This window comes from Winogradskyella damuponensis (assembly GCF_039538385.1).
Lineage (GTDB): Bacteria > Bacteroidota > Bacteroidia > Flavobacteriales > Flavobacteriaceae > Winogradskyella > Winogradskyella damuponensis.
The window spans coordinates 73,185-93,784 of sequence record NZ_BAABCB010000007.1 but is presented as its reverse complement, the minus strand read 5'-3'; the positions used below and the strand labels follow the sequence as shown (position 1 = coordinate 93,784).

Genomic DNA, 20,600 nt, shown 5'->3' with positions numbered 1-20,600 from the left:
ATATTATGATAGATATAATTTTAAACTTACTGAACACAGAGTCAGATAGGTATACAGAAAATAACAATGGAAAATTTAAGTATGATTTTTATCAAAATATAGATGTTGATAATCTAAAAATAAGAACTAAAATAATTAGTGAGAGTTATGGTAAAATATATTCTGATGAATTGTTTAATAAATATTATAAAATCGCTCTTAATCAACACAAGGCAACAACTCCTGCCACAATAGAAGAAAGTTCTGTTCTAAAAGTTAACTCCAATATTTGGCTAACAAAAGAAAGGCAATCTGAAATAGGTTGGAACAATGGTAGTTATACAACATACAGGGAAAGATATTTTGAATATTTAAAAAGAATTGGTCGTAGTGACAAAATAATAGATGAAACAAGAAGAAGTACTCTAAATATTATTGAGAGTTTTGAGGACCCTAAAAAAGAGGAGGGGTTTTATAGAAAAGGAATGGTTGTAGGGAGTGTCCAATCCGGTAAAACAGCAAATTTTAATGGGGTTATTAATACTGCGATCGATGCTGGTTATAAAATGATTATTGTACTTTCTGGGATAATGGAGGATCTGAGGGTTCAGACTCAAGCAAGAATTGAGAAAGAAGTTATAGGTCCTAGAGGCGTTGGTGGTAAGGGAATTGGTGTAGGTGCAATACATCCTTTTGACGATAATCTTATTGTTTCTATAACATCACAAGGGTCTGATTTTAATAGAAATTTATTAGATGCTGATTTTGATATTTTTAATAAAAATATTTTAGTTGTAAAGAAAAATGTTCACATCCTAAAAAATATTTTACTTTGGTTAAAAGGAATAGTAGATGATGATAATCCGAAAATAAATATACCTTTATTAATTGTTGATGATGAGTGTGATAATGCTTCGCTAAATAATATGGGACATAAGGGTGCTGAGTATGCCTCTAAAACAAATGCAGAAATAAGAGCTATTTTAGAAATGTTTTCTAAAAAAACCTATTTAGGATATACTGCAACTCCTTTTGCTAATGTCTTTCAAGATAGAAATGAACAACCAATAACTGAGCTTAAATTATCTGATAGACAACAGGATTATAGCTTCTCTTTAGTAGACAACCTATTTCCAGATCATTTCATAGAGTTACTTAACCCACCATCTAACTATGTTGGAATTAAACATTTTTTCGATACTAAAAGTGATGAGATTAATAAAATAGAAGCTTTAATTGCTAAACCTATTGATCTTGACGACCCAGAGTACTACTTAAGTCTTCCTCCACGGTTTTTCAAAAGTAATGATTACCCTACAACAAGTAGGGGTTCGGGCACTAGGTCAGCTAAAAAAGATGATATTTATCCAAACCAAAATGATGGCCTCCCTAAATCTTTAAAGGAAGCTATACACTGCTTTATACTTTCAATTGCTATTCGAGAGAGTAGAAAGGAAATTTTGAAAGATTCACCTTTTTTTCAGCCTCATCATACGATGTTAATTCACATTTCTTTATTTGGAACATGGCAAAATAGGCTTAAAGAATTAATTAATGAGTTTGTTTCAGAATTAACAAGTAGTATCAGTCATGATAAATTAGATTCCTCTGTTTTTAAGGAGTTTGAAAGAGTTTGGGTTAAACATTTTGAGTATATAGTTACAAATATTAAACATGAACTACCTAAAGATTACATCGACGAATATTTAACTCCTAAAGAATATCATAAAGATATTAAACCACTACTTATTAAGGCTATTGAAGGCATAGAGGTAGTAGCAATAAATTCATATACAAACACAGATTTAGATTACAAAAATGGTCATAAAAAATATATTGCTATAGGAGGTAATAGGTTGTCTCGTGGTTTTACTCTTGAAGGGCTGACTATTAATTACTTCTTACGTAAAGCCAATACCGCTGATACACTCATGCAAATGGGAAGATGGTTTGGTTACCGAATTGGGTATCTTGATTGCTGTAAATTATTTACAACATCAGAAAATATAGAAAAATTTAATGAAGCCTCTAGAATTATAGAAGATCTTGAAAATAAATTCAAATATTTGTCAGAGTTGCCGGGCAGAACACCTAGTGACTTTACCCTGTGGGTACAAAACAATCCTGATGTAATAAAACTTACTCGAGCTAACTTTTTAAAAGGATTGACTACAAAAAATTTATCTTTTGAAGATACCGTTCAGCAGTCAACTCAGTTTCTGATAGATAAAGATAGGATTAATGAGTCATATGAATCTTTTAAAGAAAAGTTTTCACAAATTTCATGGAGTGTAGATGAAAATCATCCTAATTATATTGTTCATGATACAGATCAAAAAGGCTTAATGGAGTTTATTCAATTACCTAATGTAATGTTGAATTTAAATATATTAGGTTTAAGGGAATATTTAGATGCTTGTTCTGAAAGTGGTAGGCTTAAAAATTGGAGAATAGCCATTAATGTTAGTCAAAGGAGTACGGGTGGAGAAATAAAACTGAACGATAAGGTGAAAAATTATAACTTCAAAAAAGTTACTCGTTCCGGTCCAAGAATAGGCGATAACCCAAGCAAACCTTCCTTAAGCTATAGCGCTCTTGTTGATAAAAATGTATTTAAAGCAAGAAATAGTACTATTATAACACCAGATGCATTCTCTCTAACGCTTACTAAAGAAGAAATAGCTGTAATTAAGAGTAACTATCTAGAGAAAAACCCAGGTAATAAAACGGTACCCGACAGAGAGTATAGGAGCTTTATGGATAGCTCCCAGGGGTTATTAATAATATACTTAATGGATTTATATAAAATTTTCAATGTAGAGAACAACAATTATGGCAATAATATTTCTTTAGCTAATTATGCATTACAAAGAGGGTTAGATATAGACTTTCAAAATGAAGTGCCATTAATAGGTTATGCTTTAGGTTTTCCTACAAAAGTTGGCGTAGATGGAGCTATGTATGTTACTCAACATGTTCATAAAGAACCAGAAGAGATGACGTTAGAAGAACTAAAAGAGTTTATTTCGGTTAGAGATTTTGATATAGACTTAGATAACAATAATTGGGATAAAAAGTCATTACTTGAAGCAATATATGACAACCCTGAATCAGATGAAGATGATTTGTTAACTGATTCAGAAGAATTAGAAATTAAATAAGACCAGTTATTTATGGATGCCCTGCAATTAGAAAATCAATGGAAAAAACTTATTGATAAAAAAGGAAATGGCTTTATAACGATGAAAATAGACGCTAAATGTAAACCTGATTTAGATCTTGGGATTAACAGCAAAAAGCGAAGATGTTTATTGTTGAGACTTCCTAAAAGTACTAAGACAAATTTTAGAGGAGAGACTAAAGAAAACTTAAAAACATCATTCTACGTTAAAGAAAATTGTATTGTATTAGAACTAATCGATGAGTATTATTATACTTTGTTTAATGATTTAATCATATCTCTATTCTTTAAAATCAAAGATTTAGAAAATCATTTAGAATATAAAGCAATTTTTATAAGTACAATAAATAAGTGGTCAGCTTTTTTAGCAAATAGTAGAAATAATAAATTATCGGAAGATGTCATAAAAGGAATGTTTGGAGAGTTGTCGGTCTTAAACGAACTGTTAATCAATACAACTCCACAAAAAGTAAATTCAATATTGAAGTCATGGCAAGGACCTTATGATGTTAATACCGATTTTGTATTCGACAATAAAAATATTGAGGTTAAAACTAAGAGTATAGATAATTCAAAAGTAAAAATTTCAAGTGAACACCAACTAGATAATGAACCAGGAAAATCTATGGAACTTTTAGTGGTATCTGTTGAATCTAATTATAATTCGAAAGAAACAATCGAATCTCTAACAAGCACTGTTAAGGATAGTATACTAAAGCTTAATGGAGATTTAAGTATATTATTTGAGGCTTTGGCTCAAAAATCATTATTTCCTTCAAATCTTAAGGAATATAACAATTATAAGTTTACACTTAAGCAGCACATTACATATGACTGTAATTTAGTCCTTGATAAAAATAAAGTGTTTCCAAGGTTAATAAAGTCGAAATTACCTATTCACATAAGCAAAGTTAAATACAGTGTTAATCTTCAGGATCTTGAAGGGTTTATAACTACAATTAAATCATTTTAAGTATGGATACTAAAGAATATTTTTCATATCGAAAAGAATTACTAGAAAGTTCAGTATATCCTGATGGTGGTGGATATGCCGATAGTTTATTTTTAGATAATATCTTATCAGACTTATTAGAAACTAAACTGATAGACTCTGAAGATATAAACAACTGTTTTCATAGTTCCATTTTAGATGGTAGTAAACTTAAGGTAGATGCTTATTGTATAAACGAAACAGGAGAACGTCTACAATTGTTTCTAATTAATGAAAAGGCTACAAGTATAGGTGCTAAGGAAGATGATTTAATTTTGTCTACTCAGGCAGAGTATGAGGAAATGTTTATTAAAGCTAATAATTTTATAAAAAAATCTATTAAAAGGCATTTAGATCTTCAAGACTCCGACCCAGCTTATTTTATTGTAGAGCAGCTAAAATCATCAGAGTTTATTAATCAGATAGAAGTTATTGAAATATTTTTAGTTTCACCTACAATCACAGTTTCTAAAAGAGAAAATCAAATTATAGGTTTAAAAAGATTAAACTTTAAAGATAAAGAGCTTAAAACAACATACGTTTTAGGTAGGAGAAGAGAAGAAAAAAAAATACTAATAAGGCAAACCTTAATAGATTTAAATTTCCTTTATTCGGTTTCGTTATCAAAGGGAAACGAGTATGCTCTTGAAATTGATATAGAAGATATTTTTGGTTCAAAAATAGAAGTATTAAAAGCAGCAGAGACAGAAGATTTTGAATCATACCTATGTGTGCTCCCTGCATCAGGTATAGCATCTTTATATAGAAAGTATAGTACTAGATTGTTAGAAAAAAATGTTAGATCATTTCTCCAATTTAGAGGTGTAAACGCCGGAATGCGAAAAACTATCAGAGAAACACCAGAGAAATTTATTGCTTATAATAATGGTTTAACTATTACAGCAACCAATAGTGAAATTGAATCAATGGGTGCCAAGTTATATTTAAAGACTTTAACGGATTTTCAAATTGTAAACGGAGGACAAACGACAGCAAGTATTTTTTTTTCTAACAAGGATAAACTTGATATTTCTGAAATAAATCTAATGGCAAAAATTAATATTGCTAAAAACTTGAATGATGAAGATCTAAACGCATTAATAAGTAACATTAGCTTGTATTCAAACTCCCAATCTAAGGTGTCTAGGGTAGATTTAAGGTCTAGAGATCCGAAAATTGATAGAATTAAACAGTTATCAGATACAGTTTTAACTCCAAATGGAAGAAAATGGTTTTTTGAAAAATCAAAAGGAGAGTTTGCTACAAGAAAAAGGTTAACAGGAGGTAAAATAGAAAGAGATTACCCTAGAAAAATCAGATTGTCTAAAACTGATATTGGAAAATATCATACAGCTTGGGGTGACCAGCCTTGGTTAGTAAAAAAAGGTGGTGAAAAAGTATTTAGAACTTTCATGGAGAATTTAAATGGTGAAGGTGTACGAAAAGGAGAGATTGAAATTGATAGATATTTCTATGAAGAGCTTATAGCTAAAGCTATATTGTTTAGGGGTATGGAAGATATTCATGGTGTTAGAAGTAATGCTATAGGACAGCTTAGGTCAGCTGTAGTTCCTTATTCAATATCAGTTTTGTATAACATGTTTGGAGGTACAGATAAGAGGGATGCAAAGTTTAATTTAGAAAAACTTTGGAAAGATCAGGAAATTGAGGAAGACCTAAAAGTGTTTTTAAAGTCACTTATGAAAAAAATGTATCATCTTATTGATAAATATAAATTTAGCACGGATGTATCTGAAAACGCTAAGAAAAAAGAATTGTGGGAGGCAATTAAGAAAAGTACCGATTTAAAAGAGTTTACAAAAAATAGTAACGCTTTATCTATTACAGAAAAGTATACTTTTTCTAAACCTAAAGCAAAGAAAAGTAAAGAAGTTGATTTTAGCCAATTAAATGAAATTGTTGGTCTTTACTCTAAAACAAAAGAGTATTACACAAAATTAGAAAATGCTTTAATAATGTATAATGTAAATAATGAAGTACAGTTACAATACAGTCAAAGACTCTTCAGTCTTTATGTTGCCGAATTATTCACTAACAAGAAGCTTTCTGAACAAGGCATAAAGTTTTTTGATGATTTATTTTCTAATATAAGAATAAATGCAAATTCAATATTTGACCAAATAAATGTAGAGTCAGACTTATCAATTCCTTCAGCTTTGAATAAGATAATGACAATTTATGGTAATGCAATTAGTGACAATAAAAATATTGTAACTGTATTTCAGGGGCATGAGCAATTAGCAAGAAATAAGGGGTTTAAATATACAAGTTCAATTACTGAAATAGGAAAAGCATTATTAAATGGAAAAAGTCCAGAGTTTAAACATGTAAGTTTAGCTTCGAAATATTTTAAAAGTTAAAAGTTGTATAGTCTAATAATACTCTTACTTTTTGTAACTAATTTCCATTAATAGTATGTGATAAAATATGAATATAAATTAAGTTGGAGATGGTTTCAATTTAGAGCTTATATTTGCCATTCTATTTATGAAAAAATATAATTACATCGATTTATTTGCAGGGGCAGGAGGCCTAACTATTGGATTTGGTAATAATGGGTTTCATCTCGAAATTGCTAATGATATTGCGGAGCCTGCACTCAATACTCTAAAAGAAAACCTTAGAATAGCACATCCCGAAACTGATGTAAACAGAGTTATTCTAGGAGATATTAAAGAGTTATATGAACATCTTGGTAATGGGGAGGTTACATATGATATACAAGGACATATGGTAGTTGAAACCTATAAAGAAGTAGAGTTACGTAAAAACACACCCTCATTAAAAAACAATAAAAAAATAAACAAGATGCTGTCTAAAATTAACCATGTAGATGTGTTAGTAGGCGGTCCTCCTTGTCAAGGGTTTTCAATGATTGGTAGGTCGAAAAAGGCAACCTTGGAAGAAAGAACAAAAGGTTTTATAGACGATCCTCGTAATCAGCTTTTTAAATATTATCTGAAGTTTGCAGAAAAATTACTACCTAAGTTTGTTCTTATTGAAAACGTTAAGGGCCTTGTTTCTGCTTCAGGATATAGAGATTTAATTGAAAAATCTTTAAGCCAAACGGGAATATACGGTTATGATGTAGCGTCTGAAGTTCTAAATGCCAAAGATTTCGGTTTAGCTCAAAATAGGGAGCGTATTTTCTTTATAGGAGTTAGAAAAGATATATCAGAGAAGTATGAAATTACAGCTCAAGATATATTTAATAAGATTTTAGCATCTAAAAAAGAACCTATAAAACTAAAAGAAGTTATTTCAGATTTGCCTCAAATTAAAGCAAACCCTAAACCTAACAACTATAAAGAGGAAGCTGAAATCTCATTTACTAACAGTAATAGTTTTGGCAAAAACATTTCAGACGAACCTTATGAAGTTTTATTAAAGAACATAAAAAAATCACCCTATCTAAAAAAAATAAATACTTATAACAAAAAATTAATAAAGCCAAAATACTTATATAATCATAAATCTAGATACAATAATGAAAGAGATTTGTTTATCTATAAGTATCTAGTTCCTGGGAAATATTTAAATGATCCACTAAACGCTAAAGCATTATCAAGGGTCACCTATGGCGTAACTTATGATGAGAAAGGTAATAAAAAGGTAACTGGTTTTGGCGATAAATATTTCAAACTAGACCCAGAAAATGTTTCAAAAACAATAATAGCACATTTAGAAACAGATGGTAATTCTTATGTGCATCCTGGTGAAAATCCAAGAAGCATAACTCCAAGAGAGGCAGCAAGGATTCAATCTTTTCCAGATTGGTATTTTTTTACGGGTAATATTAGAAATCAATATAAGCAAATAGGAAATGCTGTTCCTCCTCTATTAGCAAGTGTGTTTGCAGAAAACTTCAAATTAGCACTTAAAGTGGTATATGAAAAAGAAGACAAATAAAATAACATTTATAGACTTGTTTGCCGGTTGTGGTGGTTTATCGGAAGGTTTTTTGCAATCCGGTCGTTTTGATGCTCTTGCACATGTCGAGTGGGATCTGCCAATGGTAAATACTTTAAGAAATCGGCTTAAAAATAAATGGAAGCACTCTAATGAGGATGCCAATAAGAGAGTCATTCATTTTGATATTCAAAAAGTAAAAGAACTTATTTATGGAGAATGGGAAGAAGAAACGATTAAATCTTATGGAGGTGCAAATGATAAGTTAGTTATAGATAGTGGACTCATGGGGTTAGTTGGAGGTAATAAAGTAGATCTGATAATTGGAGGACCTCCATGTCAGGCATATTCTATTGCAGGTAGAGCGCAAAACAATCTTTCGATGCAAAATGATTACAGAAACTATTTGTTTGAAAGTTTTATAAGTGTTGTACATACATTTCAACCAAAATTATTTGTTTTTGAAAATGTGCCAGGTATGTTAAGTGCCAAGCCAGGAGGGAAACTCGTTACAGAAAGAGTTTATGAATCTTTTAAAGAACATAATTACGAAATATTAGAACCTAAAAATCTAAAATCTTCAATTTTAACCTCAAGTGATTTTGGTGTTCCTCAAGAAAGAAATAGAGTTATCATTATTGGTATTAGGAAAGATTTGAAGACTGAAAGTCTTAACTTGGAGACAATTTATTCCGAAATTAATAAACAAAAGAGGGGAAATAAAAAAAGTGTTTTTGATGCTATTGGACATTTACCTAAATTCAAACCATTAAATAAGATTAATATAGTTAACGGGAGAAGGGTTTCGCATGCACCAATGAAATATAATGATGCGAGTGTTAGAAATCATATTCCTAGATTTCATAATGAACGAGATATAAAAATTTTCAGAGAATGGATATCAAATAATATGAATAAATGCTCAACTAATGAGCGTATTAAGTTTTATAATGATATGTTAGGTAAGGATTCAAAACATGGGAAATATAGAAATTTGGAATGGGATATGCCCTCTAAAACTATAGTTGCTCACTTGCAGAAAGATGGATTATTGTTTATACACCCGGACGCTAATCAGGCTAGAAGTATTACAGTTAAAGAGGCTGCGTTAATTCAATCTTTTCCGGACGATTTTGAGTTTATTGAAACTATGGGATATAATTATAAAATGATTGGAAATGCAGTGCCTCCCTTAATGGCTAAAAAAATAGCGATTGCGATAGCTGAAGTTATTCAAGATTCTTGTCTAAATAAAAAATTTAATTAGTTTTTTGATAAATATCAATGCGCCTCCAACCAATTAACACCAGTATCAATTTCCACATCTAATGGTACATCTAGTTTGTATGCACTTTCCATTTCCGTTTTAATCAATGTGGTTAATTCTTCCAGTTCTGGTTTGTAGATGTCAAAGACCAATTCATCATGCACTTGTAAGAGCATCTTCGATTTATAATTACCAGCTTCTAGCTTGTTATAAATGTTAATCATGGCGATTTTAATGATATCGGCAGCGCTTCCTTGTATTGGTGCGTTTACGGCGTTTCGTTCTGCAGCACCTCTCACGACTGCGTTACGCGAGTTGATGTCTTTTAAATAACGACGACGACCTAAAACGGTTTGCACATAGCCATGATCTCTAGCAAAATCGACTTGCTTACTCATGTAGGCTTTTAATTTTGGATAGGTTTCGTAATAGGTGTCAATGAGTTCTTTGGCTTCACCACGCGATAAATCGGTTTGGTTACTTAACCCAAAGGCAGACACACCATAGATGATTCCGAAATTAACGGTTTTAGCGTTGCTACGTTGCTCTCTGGTGACTTCAGTCAATGGCACATTAAAGACTTTGGATGCGGTTGAAGCATGAATATCTTCACCGTTTTTAAAGGCTTCAATCATGGTTTCTTCTTCACTTAAAGCGGCAATGATTCGTAATTCTATTTGCGAATAATCGGCAGCCAGTAAGATGTACTCTTCGTTTCTTGGAACAAAGGCTTTACGCACTTGACGACCACGTTCGGTACGAATTGGAATATTTTGTAAATTAGGATTGTTACTACTTAAACGCCCTGTTGCTGCAACGGTTTGCATATAGTCGGTATGCACACGACCTGTAGAGGATTCTACTTGTAACGGTAAAGCATCTACATAGGTGCTTTTTAATTTTGAAAGGCCTCTAAAATCTAATATTTTCTGAATGATATCATGGTCTTTTGCTAAATAGGATAAGATATCTTCGCCAGTTGCATATTGACCTGTTTTGGTTTTCTTAGGTTTATCGACCAATTTCATTTTTTCAAATAACACAATCCCTAGCTGCTTTGGTGAGGCAATGTTGAATTCTTCGCCTGCTGTGGCATAAATCTCTTGTTCGAGCGTTGCGATGTCGTTATTCAAATCTTCAGATAAGGAGTCTAGAAAGTTTTTATCGAGGTTAATTCCTTCTAATTCCATAGCTGCTAAGACACGTAGTAGGGGAATTTCAATCTCATCGAATAATTTTTGGGTGTTGGCTTCGCCTAATTCCGTGGTGAAATGTTCTTTTAATTGTAAGGTAATATCTGCGTCTTCTACAGCGTATTCGGTTAGTTTTTCTAACGGCACATCACGCATGGACAATTGATTTTTTCCTTTTTTACCAATAAGGTCTGTAATAGAAATTGGTGTATAGTTTAAATAGGTTTCTGCTAAGACGTCCATATTGTGACGCATATCGGCATTAATTAAATAATGCGCTAACATGGTATCGAAGAGTTTGCCTTTAACGGTAATGTTATATTTGGCTAATACTTTGATGTCGTATTTTAAATTCTGACCGATTTTTTCGATGGTTTCACTTTCAAAAAATGGTCTTAGTATTTCAATCAGTTCTTGTGCTTCGGCTCTATCTTCTGGAAAAGGCACATAAAAGCCTTTGCCTACTTCCCACGAAAATGCAATCCCGACTAATTCTGCGGTTAATGCATTTAAGCCTGTGGTTTCGGTATCGAAACACACCGACGTTTGATTCATTAAGTTCTTAACAAACAATTTGGTTGCCATACCAGATGCTACACTTTGGTAAAAATGTGAGGTGGTTTCGGCTGTTTTACGCGTAAACTCAGATATAGCTTCGGTTGCTGATGGTTCTGCGCCACCAAATAAGGAGAATTGACCAGCTCCTGCGGATTTTTCTTCTGTAGGTGTTGTTTTGGGAGCTTCCTTTTTATCTGCTGTTGGAGTTGAAGTTCCAGCAGATTGCATAGCTTCCGCTGAAAACGTTTTATTAAAATTATCAATGAGACGTCTAAATTCTAGTTCTTGAAAAATTTCAGTCACCTTTGGAATATCAGGTTCCGACATTTCAAAATCTTCTGCATTAAACTCTACAGGGACGTCGAGCATAATGGTAGCGAGTTGTTTTGATAATAAACCGAGTTCTTGGTTGGCTTCAATCTTTTCTTTCATCTTCCCTTTTAGCTCGTGTGAATTGGCAAAAAGGTTTTCCATACTGCCATAGGCCTTTAAAAATTTCTTTGCTGTTTTTTCACCAACACCAGGTAGTCCAGGAATATTATCAGAAGCATCTCCCATCATCCCTAAAAAGTCAATGACTTGTAAAGGATCGGTAACTTCAAATTTCTTTTGTACTTCTGGAATTCCCCAAGTTTCGTAACCACCACCAAAAACTGGTCGGTACATAAAAATGTTTTCAGAAACGAGTTGTGCAAAATCTTTATCTGGAGTCACCATAAAGGTTTTATAGCCTTCTTTTTCGGCTTTTTTAGCTAAGGTACCAATGACATCATCAGCCTCGTAACCTTCTTTTACCATGATTGGAATATGCATGGCTTTAAGAATTTCCATAATATAAGGCACAGCGGTTTTGATGCCTTCGGGAGTTTCATCTCTGTTAGCCTTGTAGGCTTCAAACATTTCCACGCGGTCTACACTTCCTCCTTTATCAAAACAAACGGCTAAATGATCTGGTCGTTCGCGTTTAATGACATCTAAAAGGGAATTCATAAAGCCCATAATGGCTGAGGTATCTTCTCCTTTAGAGTTGATTCTTGGGTTTTTTATAAATGCGTAATAGCCACGGAAAATTAGGGCGTAGGCATCGACGAGAAATAGGCGTTTTTGGTCTGACATGTTATATCATATTTTATTTAAGTGAGCTTCAAAAAACACCCTTTTTTCATTTCTGCTTCAAAATAAAAATGAAACGTAGCTATGGCTATGTTTAATTTTTCTTTCTCGCATCATCTAAAAAATCATCATTTTTTGTGTCAGCTAACCTAAACAAAAAATGATATTGCGTTAATTTGAAAATGAATGTCACATTGAGCGCAGTCGAAATGCTTAAGTACTATAGCTTTTGACATTTCTCAAATGTGTTTAAAACTAATAGTGTAAAATGTTTTTGATTGTGCTAATGAGAACAGCCTGCAAATTACAAAAACTAAAGCGTTTATTTAAAAAGCAATTCGTAATTTTCCAAACTTAAATGATACGCATGAAAACATTCTCAATAGCCATTCACGGAGGAGCAGGAACTTTAGTCAAAGGCATGATGACACCAAAATTAGAAGCGCAATATAAAGCGGCATTACAATTAGCCTTAGATGAAGGTTACAACGTTTTGGAAGCCGGAAAAACGGCTGTTGAAGCTGTAGAGGTTGCCGTTAAGTTACTCGAAGATTCCCACTTGTTTAATGCCGGAAAAGGATCGGTATTCACAGCTACCGAATCTCACGAAATGGATGCGAGTATTATGGATGGTAAAACGTTGAATGCAGGAGGAGTTAGTTTAATTACAGGAATTAAAAATCCGGTGTCTTTGGCTCGTGATGTCATGGAAAAAAGCGAGCATGTGTTTTTAGCAGGAGATGGAGCCATGCAATTTGCTAAAGAACGCGATTATAAGTTGGAAGATGCGTCTTATTTTTATGATGAGTTTAGGCACAAACAATGGTTAGAGATTAAAGATACTGACCGTTTTCAGTTAGATCACTCTACAAAAAAAGATTCAAAATTCGGAACTGTTGGAGCGGTTGCTTGCGATAAAGATGGAAACATTGCAGCAGCAACATCAACAGGTGGTATGACCAATAAAAAATGGGGACGCGTAGGAGATTCACCAATGATTGGAGCAGGAAATTACGCCAACAATAAAACTTGTGCGATTAGTTGTACAGGTAGTGGTGAGTTTTTTATTAGAGGTGTTGTGGCTTACGATGTAGCGTGTTTAATGGAGCACAAGAGTATGTCTGTAAAAGAAGCTTCAGAAGAAGTCATCAATAAAAGAATCTTAGAGATTGGAGGCGATGGTGGATTAATCGCAGTAGATGCAAAAGGAAACATAGCGATGCCTTTTAATACCGAAGGGATGTATCGTGGTCAGAAATCTTCGAATGGGATTGATGAAGTATCTATTTATGGGTAATAGTATTAAATAGATAAAACGTACTTTAGAATACGGAATAGTTTATACCTAAGCTTATAAATATTTTTAAGTAGTGTGAGTTTGAGATACTATTGCCATCCATTTAAAAACTATACTATTTTAAACTCATTATTTTCACAAACCTTTTCAGATTCCAGAAAAGGTTTGTGAAATTTAACAATACCAATCTTTTAAAATTTAATAGATAGTGACCACTACATTAGGTCCTGCCGCACTCCACATAATATTAAATGGCGAACCACCATTGCAGGCATGATTATTTGCGCTTGTATTGGTAAAAGGACCATACTCGGTAACATGAGTCGCATCAGAACCAAGTGCTACTTTTACAACGTGAAAGTCGCCATCTGCTGGTGTTCCATTTCCTATATCATAAGGAGATGCATAGTATGCATTTCCAGAAGGGGCAATAGTAAACCATCCACCATCCGTATATATGGTATATGTGCATCCAGTTGTATTAATTACCGTTAAGCTATTTGCATAAACTATGACTGTAGTCATTACAAATACTAATGTTAAAATAAGTTTTTTTCATAAGGTTTGTTGTATAATTTTTATAAATTTTAAAAAAAAAAATGATAAAAAATGAAATATTTTACCGCATTATTTTCTTTTTTTCTTTCTTCAGCTTTGTTTGGGCAGGCTTCGCTAGAATGGCTCACTTATTACGGCATACAAAACGATAGTTACACTTACAGTCGTACACATCCATCTCAAGTAGTGTTTGACAGCATAAACAATTATATATACGTAGCGGGTGTTACTAGCGATACTTTAGGGATTGCGACATCAGGAGCACATCAAGAACAACTTTATGACTATGATAATAACCCAAATTTTGCTCTGCATGGAGATATGTTCCTTTCCAAATGGGATACTGCGGGGAATCTGGTTTGGAGCACCTATTATGGAGGGGCTTTTACAGATAGATTGAATAATATGGCTCTTGATGCTGATGGCAATATTATCCTCACAGGATCTAATCAGGGTCATGCCAACATCACAACTCCAGGAGCTTTTCAAGAGTTTACCGTCTGGGAGTCAGGAGATCCTAACCCAAACATTTTTTTGGCAAAATTTTCGCAAAATGGTACATTGTTATGGAGTACTTATTTTGGTTTAGGAGGTAATGATTTATACTCAGGGGTGACCATAGATACTGCCAACAATGATATTTATATTACTGGAACCTCTACCTATGAAGGGTTGGGTACTTCCGGAACATTTCAATCTGAATATTTTGGAGGACACTCAGATGGGTTTATTGCAAAGTTTAACAGTGCTGGCAATAGAATCTGGTGCACGTATCTTGGTGGAGAAGACTCAGATCAAATTCATAACATTACGCTGAGCAAGGAAGGTTATCTTTATATCTGTGGAAGCACCAAAAGTGCAACCAACATTGCATCACCAGGAGCGGAAATCGATACCAGAGAAGCGAACACCAACAATTCTATAGGGTTTTTAGCAAAATTTGACACTTTAGGTAATAGAATATGGAGTACGTTTTTAGGCGGTGATGGCAGTGTTGATAGGTATTTTGATATAAAAACTACAAGCAACGAATTAACAGGTCAGGAAAATGTATTTGTTTACGGCTTGGTAGGTAGTACTGACCTTGGTACTACAGGTACCTATGGTTTTGATTACGGTGGAGGGCAGTGGGATATGATTTTGCTGAAGTACAATGAGTTAGGGCAAAAACAATGGGGGTCGTATATTGGTGGTAATGGTAATGAGACTAATTATTTGAGCGGAGTGGGAACCTTATTGGGCTTTACTAACTCTATGGTTGTTGAAGGCACTTATGGCAATGAAGAACTTCAAATAGCGGGAGGTACTCAAAGTACAGATTTTTATTTCGACACAGAATGCAGTTATGTGCCGCATACAGGTAATTATAAAGGGTTTATTGCGTCATTGGACACTACTGGGAATCTTAACTGGAGTAAGCCATTTGATGAGGGTATCAATAGCATAAGTTCAATAGGGCATGACAGTTTTTACGCAACAGGAGTTACAGATATTGATGGTTTGGCCACAAGTGGTGCTCATAAAGAAACCAAAGTACAGGGAAGCTTTTCAGGGTTTATTGCAAAACTTGATTTTAACCATTGTCTGCGTGATGAATTTTTGATTACAGAAGTTGATAATGTTCTGTACGCTCCCTTCAATTTCTTTGACTATCAGTGGACAAAAAATGGCACAGACATCTTAGATGCTAATAATGAATATTTGGAACTTAATGATTCTGAATCTGCAATATATACCGTAAAGTTTTGGGATGATTGCAATTGTATGTACATATCTTCTGAATATAACACCGATACAATGTCTGTTCAAGATCCTGTCTATGATAATGCAATTCGGGTATATCCTAATCCTGCCGATGATTTTATTGAAATCGTTAATTTAAAAAACAGTATGACGATAACTATTTACAATCTCATAGGGCAACAGGTGTTTTCTAAATTATCTAATGAAAATCATGAAACAATATCAGTCTCTTACCTAGCCTCTGGAGTGTATATTTTAGGTCTGTCGTCAGTTGATGAAGAAAACAAAACATTCATAAAATTCACCAAAACATAAACTTATTAATAGATGTGAATAAAGTATTCTCGGGATGTATCGTGGTCAGAAATCTTTGAAAGGAATTGCTGATGTTTTTATTTATGGGTAATGAGAAGTCGGTAAATTGTTTCTTGTTTAGATTTTTCTCTCTGAGCATTACCGCGAAAACTCTAGGCATCTCTGTGTTAAGATTTACCTAAAACAGAAAAATCCAGAAAAAAGTAATGAGATTCCTGCCTTCGCAGGAATTTAGATAAAAGGAGCTTCAATAGGTAACACCTTCACTTTTCGGCTAGCAATATCATATTCGTCACCATTAGAAAGCACATGAATAGTAAGATTAGCAACCGTCATAGGAGTACCTTCTTCTAAGATTTTCTCATTGTTATGGGTAAGTGTACTACCATCAAAAACAATGACCATTCCTGATCCAATTACGGTACAATCATTTCCGTTTTTAATAATCATACCTGTATCTTCAGCGAGTCCAAATCCAATTAAATTAGGGAATTTAGCAACGGCTTCAGATTGTCTTCCAAAACGACCACGACGAACAAAATGGGTGTCTATAATCAATTCAGGAATTAATCCTAAACCTTTATACATATTTACGGCACCTTTAATAAAGGATTCCGAAGCGCTTCCGCCTGCAATCATTTCATTAGCCATTACCATAGCGCCAGCACTGGTGCCAGCGATAACAAAACCTTCGTCGTTTTTATAACGTTCCATTAAAATGGAATGAATCGTTGTGCCTCCAATTTTGTCTGTAATTTTAGATTGGTCACCACCAGAAAGCATCACGCAATCCGCATTTTTGATTAGCTCAATAGCGTGTTCGGTTTCAGAATCTTCTTTAGAACGAATGTCTAAGACTTCAACATGTTTACAACCTAAAGTAGAAAATGCAGTTAAGTAATTTTCACCAACTTCAACCGGAATACTTGATGCTGTGGGAATTACTACAATGTTAGCCTCAATGCCACCAGCGGCTTCTACCACGTGGAACAAAATACCATCATCAATAAATTCTAAAGTGTAAATTTCACTTTCCTCAATACCTTTATCTTCATTTCCGCCAATTGGTATTAAGGTTCCTTTAATCTTCTGCATAATTTTTATCTAAAAATATTGCGCAAAAATAAGCCAATTTTTTTAGTGAAAAATACTATATTTAGAATCTTTCAATAACTAAAACAAACCAACTAACATGAAAATACGCGAAATTAATGCGATGAGAGGACCTAATTACTGGTCAGTAAGGCGACATAAATTAATTGTAATGGTTCTCGATCTTGAAGAGATGGAAGAATTACCTTCTAACAAGATTGAAGGCTTTCCGGAGCGCTTAAAAGCCATGTTTCCGAGTATGTATTCGCATCGTTGTTCCGAAGGTTGTGCAGGTGGTTTTTTTATGCGTGTTGATGAAGGTACATGGATGGGGCATATTATTGAGCATATTGCTTTAGAGATTCAAACCCTTGCGGGAATGGATACGGGCTTTGGACGTACACGTGGTTATGGAGAAAAAGGGGTGTATAGTGTTGTTTTTTCATATATGGAAGAATCCGTTGGACGCTTTGCTGCTAAAGCTGCCGTTAGAATATGTGAAGCCTTAATTGCAGGTGAAGCTTATGATTTGACTGATGATATTCAGGAGATGAGAGAATTGCGTGAAGCCGATCGTTTAGGGCCAAGTACAGGTTCTATTGTTGAAGAAGCCGAAGCTAGAGGTATTCCTTGGATTCGTCTTAATAAATATTCGCTTTGTCAGTTGGGTTATGGTGCGAATCAAAAACGTATTCAAGCAACCGTTACGTCTGAAACAAGTAGTATTGGAGTAGAGTTGGCTTGTGATAAAGAAGATACCAAGTACTTATTAGAACAAGCTGAGGTTGAAGTGCCTCGTGGAGATATTATTAGACGGGAACGCAGTTTAGAAGAGGCTTGTGATTATGTTGGTTATCCTTTAGTTATTAAGCCTATTGATGGCAATCACGGTCGTGGTATCACTGTAGATATTCAAAATTATGAGGATGCTTTAGCGGCGTTTCATCATGCTAAAGAAAGTTCTAAAAGTGGAGCGATTATCGTTGAGAAATTTATCGTAGGTCAGGATTATAGGTTGTTGGTTATTAATAATAAGTTAGTGGCTGGAGCGATTAGAACTCCTGCTCATGTTATTGGAGATGGTACGTCTACAGTACAAGAATTGATTGATAAAGTGAATAGTGATCCGCGTCGTGGCTTTGGACATGAAAATGTATTAACACAGATTACAGTAAACGAATTAACCAAAACCATCATTAAAGATGCTGGTTATACTTTGGATTCTGTGATTGCAGAAGGTGAACGTTTAATTTTAAAAGATACGGCTAATTTAAGCACAGGAGGTACTGCTGAAGATATTACAGATATTATTCACCCTTCTAATGTGAGTATGGCAGAACGTATTTCAAAAATTATTGACTTAGATATTTGTGGTATTGATATTATGACCACCGATATTTCTAAGCCACTTTCAGAAACAGGAGGAGCTGTATTGGAAGTTAATGCAGGTCCTGGATTTAGAATGCATTTAGCACCAACATCCGGATTGCCTCGTAATGTGGCGGCTCCTGTAATTGATAAATTATTTCCTCAAAAGGGAGATACAGGTCGTATTCCAATTATAGCTATTACAGGAACTAATGGAAAAACAACGACTTCTAGATTAATGGCTCATATCGCTAAAATGAATGGCTATCGTGTGGGTTATACAACCAGTGATGGTGTTTATATTCAGAATCGCTTATTAATGACAGGTGATTGTACAGGTCCTGCAAGTGCAGAGTTTGTCTTAAAAGATCCAACGGTGAATTTTGCGGTTTTAGAATGTGCACGAGGAGGTTTATTAAGAGCCGGTTTGGGCTTTAAAAAATGTGATGTGGCTATTGTAACCAATGTGGCAGCTGATCACTTAGGCTTAAAAGGCATTCATACCATAGAGCAGTTGGCAAAAGTAAAAGGAGTGGTGCCAGAAACGGTATTACCAGATGGCTATGCGATTTTGAATGCTGATGATGATTTGGTGTATGACATGCGACGCAGTTTAGACTGTAATGTGGCCTTGTTCTCTATGGATGAGAATAATCCACACATTAAAGCTTTGCAGCGCTTAAATGGTATTACAGCGGTTTATGAGAATGGTTATGTGACAATTTGTAGAGGCGAATGGAAAATGCGAATAATGAAAGCTGAGAATATTCCATTAACCTACGGCGGAAAAGCAACATTTATGATTCAGAATGTGTTGGCAGCAGTTTTAGGAGCCCATGTGCAAGGTATAAGTATAGAAGATATGAAAGCCGGTTTAGAAACCTTTATACCTTCAGCAGCACAAACGCCAGGACGATTAAACCTATTTGAATTTAAAGACTTTACTATTTTATTAGATTATGCACATAATCCAGCCGGAATGCGGGCCTTACAGAATTTTACAGATGAACTTGAAGCGACCGTAAAAGTTGGTATTATTGCAGGTATTGGAGACCGACGTGTTGAAGATAATAACGAAATGGGAGCTATTGCTGCCGATATGTTTGATGAAATTATTATTAGACAAGACAAACGCTTAAGAGGAAAAACTGAGCAGGAGTTAATTAAAATGCTAGATGATGGGATAAAGAAACGAGATCCTAATAAGAAGACGACTATAATTCCATCAGAAAAAGAAGCGATTAAATATGCGGTTAAGAATGCCGTAAAAGGTTCGCTTATTATATTGTGTAGTGATGTAATTCCAGATGCTTTAGAATTGGTAAAGAAATTTAAAGAGCAAGAAGCTAGAGGTGAACTGAATTATGCAGATTAATGATTTTATAATCTTACAAAAACAAAAAAGCCGAAACGTGAGTTTCGGCTTTTTTTAACAATATATGGTTAATAGCATTATATATGGTTAATAGCATTTTTTGTTAGGCTTAACAAAGCTTTACAGTCTTAACTTTAATTTGAAGACTTTTTCTATACGCTTTAATACTGATGATTTCGTTACTTTTTTTACGATTCATTTTTAAAACCTTAGCTTTAATTTTAGCAGAAGCTTCAATTGTTTTAGATTCTACTTTTTCAACTTTAACAGTTTCTACGATTTCATTTTCAGTATTAGCTGTTACGTCTTGTTGTGCAAATCCAGTAAAAGATACTGTTAAGAATAATAAGAAGATTAAAGCGTTTTTCATAATCGTAAGAAGTTATATTTGTTTTAACTTCGAGTCAAAGAAACATAACATTGAGAGCGTGGCTAAAATTTTTAGATGAAGTATATCGATAAACTGTTAAATGGGAAATGGCGACAAAAAACATCGTTGAAATGCATAAATTGCGCCGCTAGCCCTTTAAATACGTTGGTATTTATGTTAAACGATCTTGTTTTTAAGATAAAAAGCATATTATAATATTTTTTATCGACGAAATACATTAAACGGACTTGAAACACTTATAAATAGACA

The 20,600-nt window shown here is 33.8% G+C and carries 12 protein-coding genes; 8 read left to right on the top strand and 4 right to left on the bottom strand.

Features of this window, described 5'->3' with window-relative positions; genetic code table 11:
* The first annotated feature begins 5 nt into the window (after positions 1-5).
* The 5 genes from ABD730_RS04560 (at position 6) to ABD730_RS04540 (ending at position 9,348) form a co-directional block, all read left to right on the top strand.
* Positions 6-3,140: a Z1 domain-containing protein gene (locus tag ABD730_RS04560; protein WP_344712895.1), complete on the top strand. Its 3,135-nt coding sequence runs from the start codon at positions 6-8 to the stop codon at positions 3,138-3,140.
* Between the two features lie 12 nt (positions 3,141-3,152).
* Positions 3,153-4,133 carry a PD-(D/E)XK motif protein gene (locus ABD730_RS04555; RefSeq protein ID WP_344712893.1) on the top strand — a complete coding sequence of 327 codons (981 nt, stop codon included), beginning with the start codon at positions 3,153-3,155 and terminating at the stop codon, positions 4,131-4,133.
* 2 nt (positions 4,134-4,135) lie between these two features.
* A complete protein-coding gene (locus ABD730_RS04550; protein WP_344712891.1) occupies positions 4,136-6,532 on the top strand; it encodes an AIPR family protein in 2,397 nt (798 codons plus the stop codon).
* 127 nt (positions 6,533-6,659) lie between these two features.
* A complete protein-coding gene (locus ABD730_RS04545) occupies positions 6,660-8,081 on the top strand; it encodes a DNA cytosine methyltransferase (protein ID WP_344712889.1) in 1,422 nt (473 codons plus the stop codon).
* Entirely contained in the window at positions 8,062-9,348 is a 1,287-nt protein-coding gene (locus tag ABD730_RS04540; RefSeq protein ID WP_344712887.1) for a DNA cytosine methyltransferase, read from the top strand. Before ABD730_RS04545 ends, ABD730_RS04540 begins: the two co-directional genes overlap by 20 nt.
* 14 nt (positions 9,349-9,362) lie before the next feature.
* Here the strand turns inward: ABD730_RS04540 and polA are convergent, their stop codons facing one another.
* Positions 9,363-12,215 (bottom strand): DNA polymerase I, encoded by a 2,853-nt coding sequence (gene polA, locus ABD730_RS04535; RefSeq protein ID WP_344712885.1) that lies wholly within the window; start codon positions 12,213-12,215, stop codon positions 9,363-9,365.
* A 364-nt stretch (positions 12,216-12,579) separates the two neighbouring features.
* On the opposite strand from polA, the gene ABD730_RS04530 reads away from it, so the two are divergent.
* The gene (locus tag ABD730_RS04530; protein WP_344712883.1) at positions 12,580-13,509 is read left to right on the top strand and encodes an isoaspartyl peptidase/L-asparaginase family protein; all 930 of its coding nucleotides are present in this window, start codon (positions 12,580-12,582) and stop codon (positions 13,507-13,509) included.
* Between the two features lie 198 nt (positions 13,510-13,707).
* Here the strand turns inward: ABD730_RS04530 and ABD730_RS04525 are convergent, their stop codons facing one another.
* Positions 13,708-14,034: a hypothetical protein gene (locus ABD730_RS04525; RefSeq protein WP_334467963.1), complete on the bottom strand. Its 327-nt coding sequence runs from the start codon at positions 14,032-14,034 to the stop codon at positions 13,708-13,710.
* A gap of 84 nt (positions 14,035-14,118) precedes the next feature.
* On the opposite strand from ABD730_RS04525, the gene ABD730_RS04520 reads away from it, so the two are divergent.
* Complete coding sequence (locus ABD730_RS04520) at positions 14,119-16,125, top strand: T9SS type A sorting domain-containing protein (RefSeq protein WP_334467961.1); 2,007 nt, start codon at positions 14,119-14,121, stop codon at positions 16,123-16,125.
* 231 nt (positions 16,126-16,356) lie between these two features.
* Here ABD730_RS04520 and ABD730_RS04515 read toward each other — a convergent pair whose 3' ends face one another.
* On the bottom strand, positions 16,357-17,220 hold the full coding sequence (locus ABD730_RS04515; protein ID WP_334467958.1) for a cyanophycinase: 864 nt from the start codon (positions 17,218-17,220) through the stop codon (positions 16,357-16,359).
* Positions 17,221-17,317: 97 nt separating this feature from the next.
* On the opposite strand from ABD730_RS04515, the gene cphA reads away from it, so the two are divergent.
* Positions 17,318-19,960: a cyanophycin synthetase gene (gene cphA, locus ABD730_RS04510; RefSeq protein ID WP_344712879.1), complete on the top strand. Its 2,643-nt coding sequence runs from the start codon at positions 17,318-17,320 to the stop codon at positions 19,958-19,960.
* A gap of 109 nt (positions 19,961-20,069) precedes the next feature.
* Here the strand turns inward: cphA and ABD730_RS04505 are convergent, their stop codons facing one another.
* Entirely contained in the window at positions 20,070-20,330 is a 261-nt protein-coding gene (locus ABD730_RS04505; RefSeq protein WP_215927893.1) for a hypothetical protein, read from the bottom strand.
* Positions 20,331-20,600: the final 270 nt, after the last annotated feature.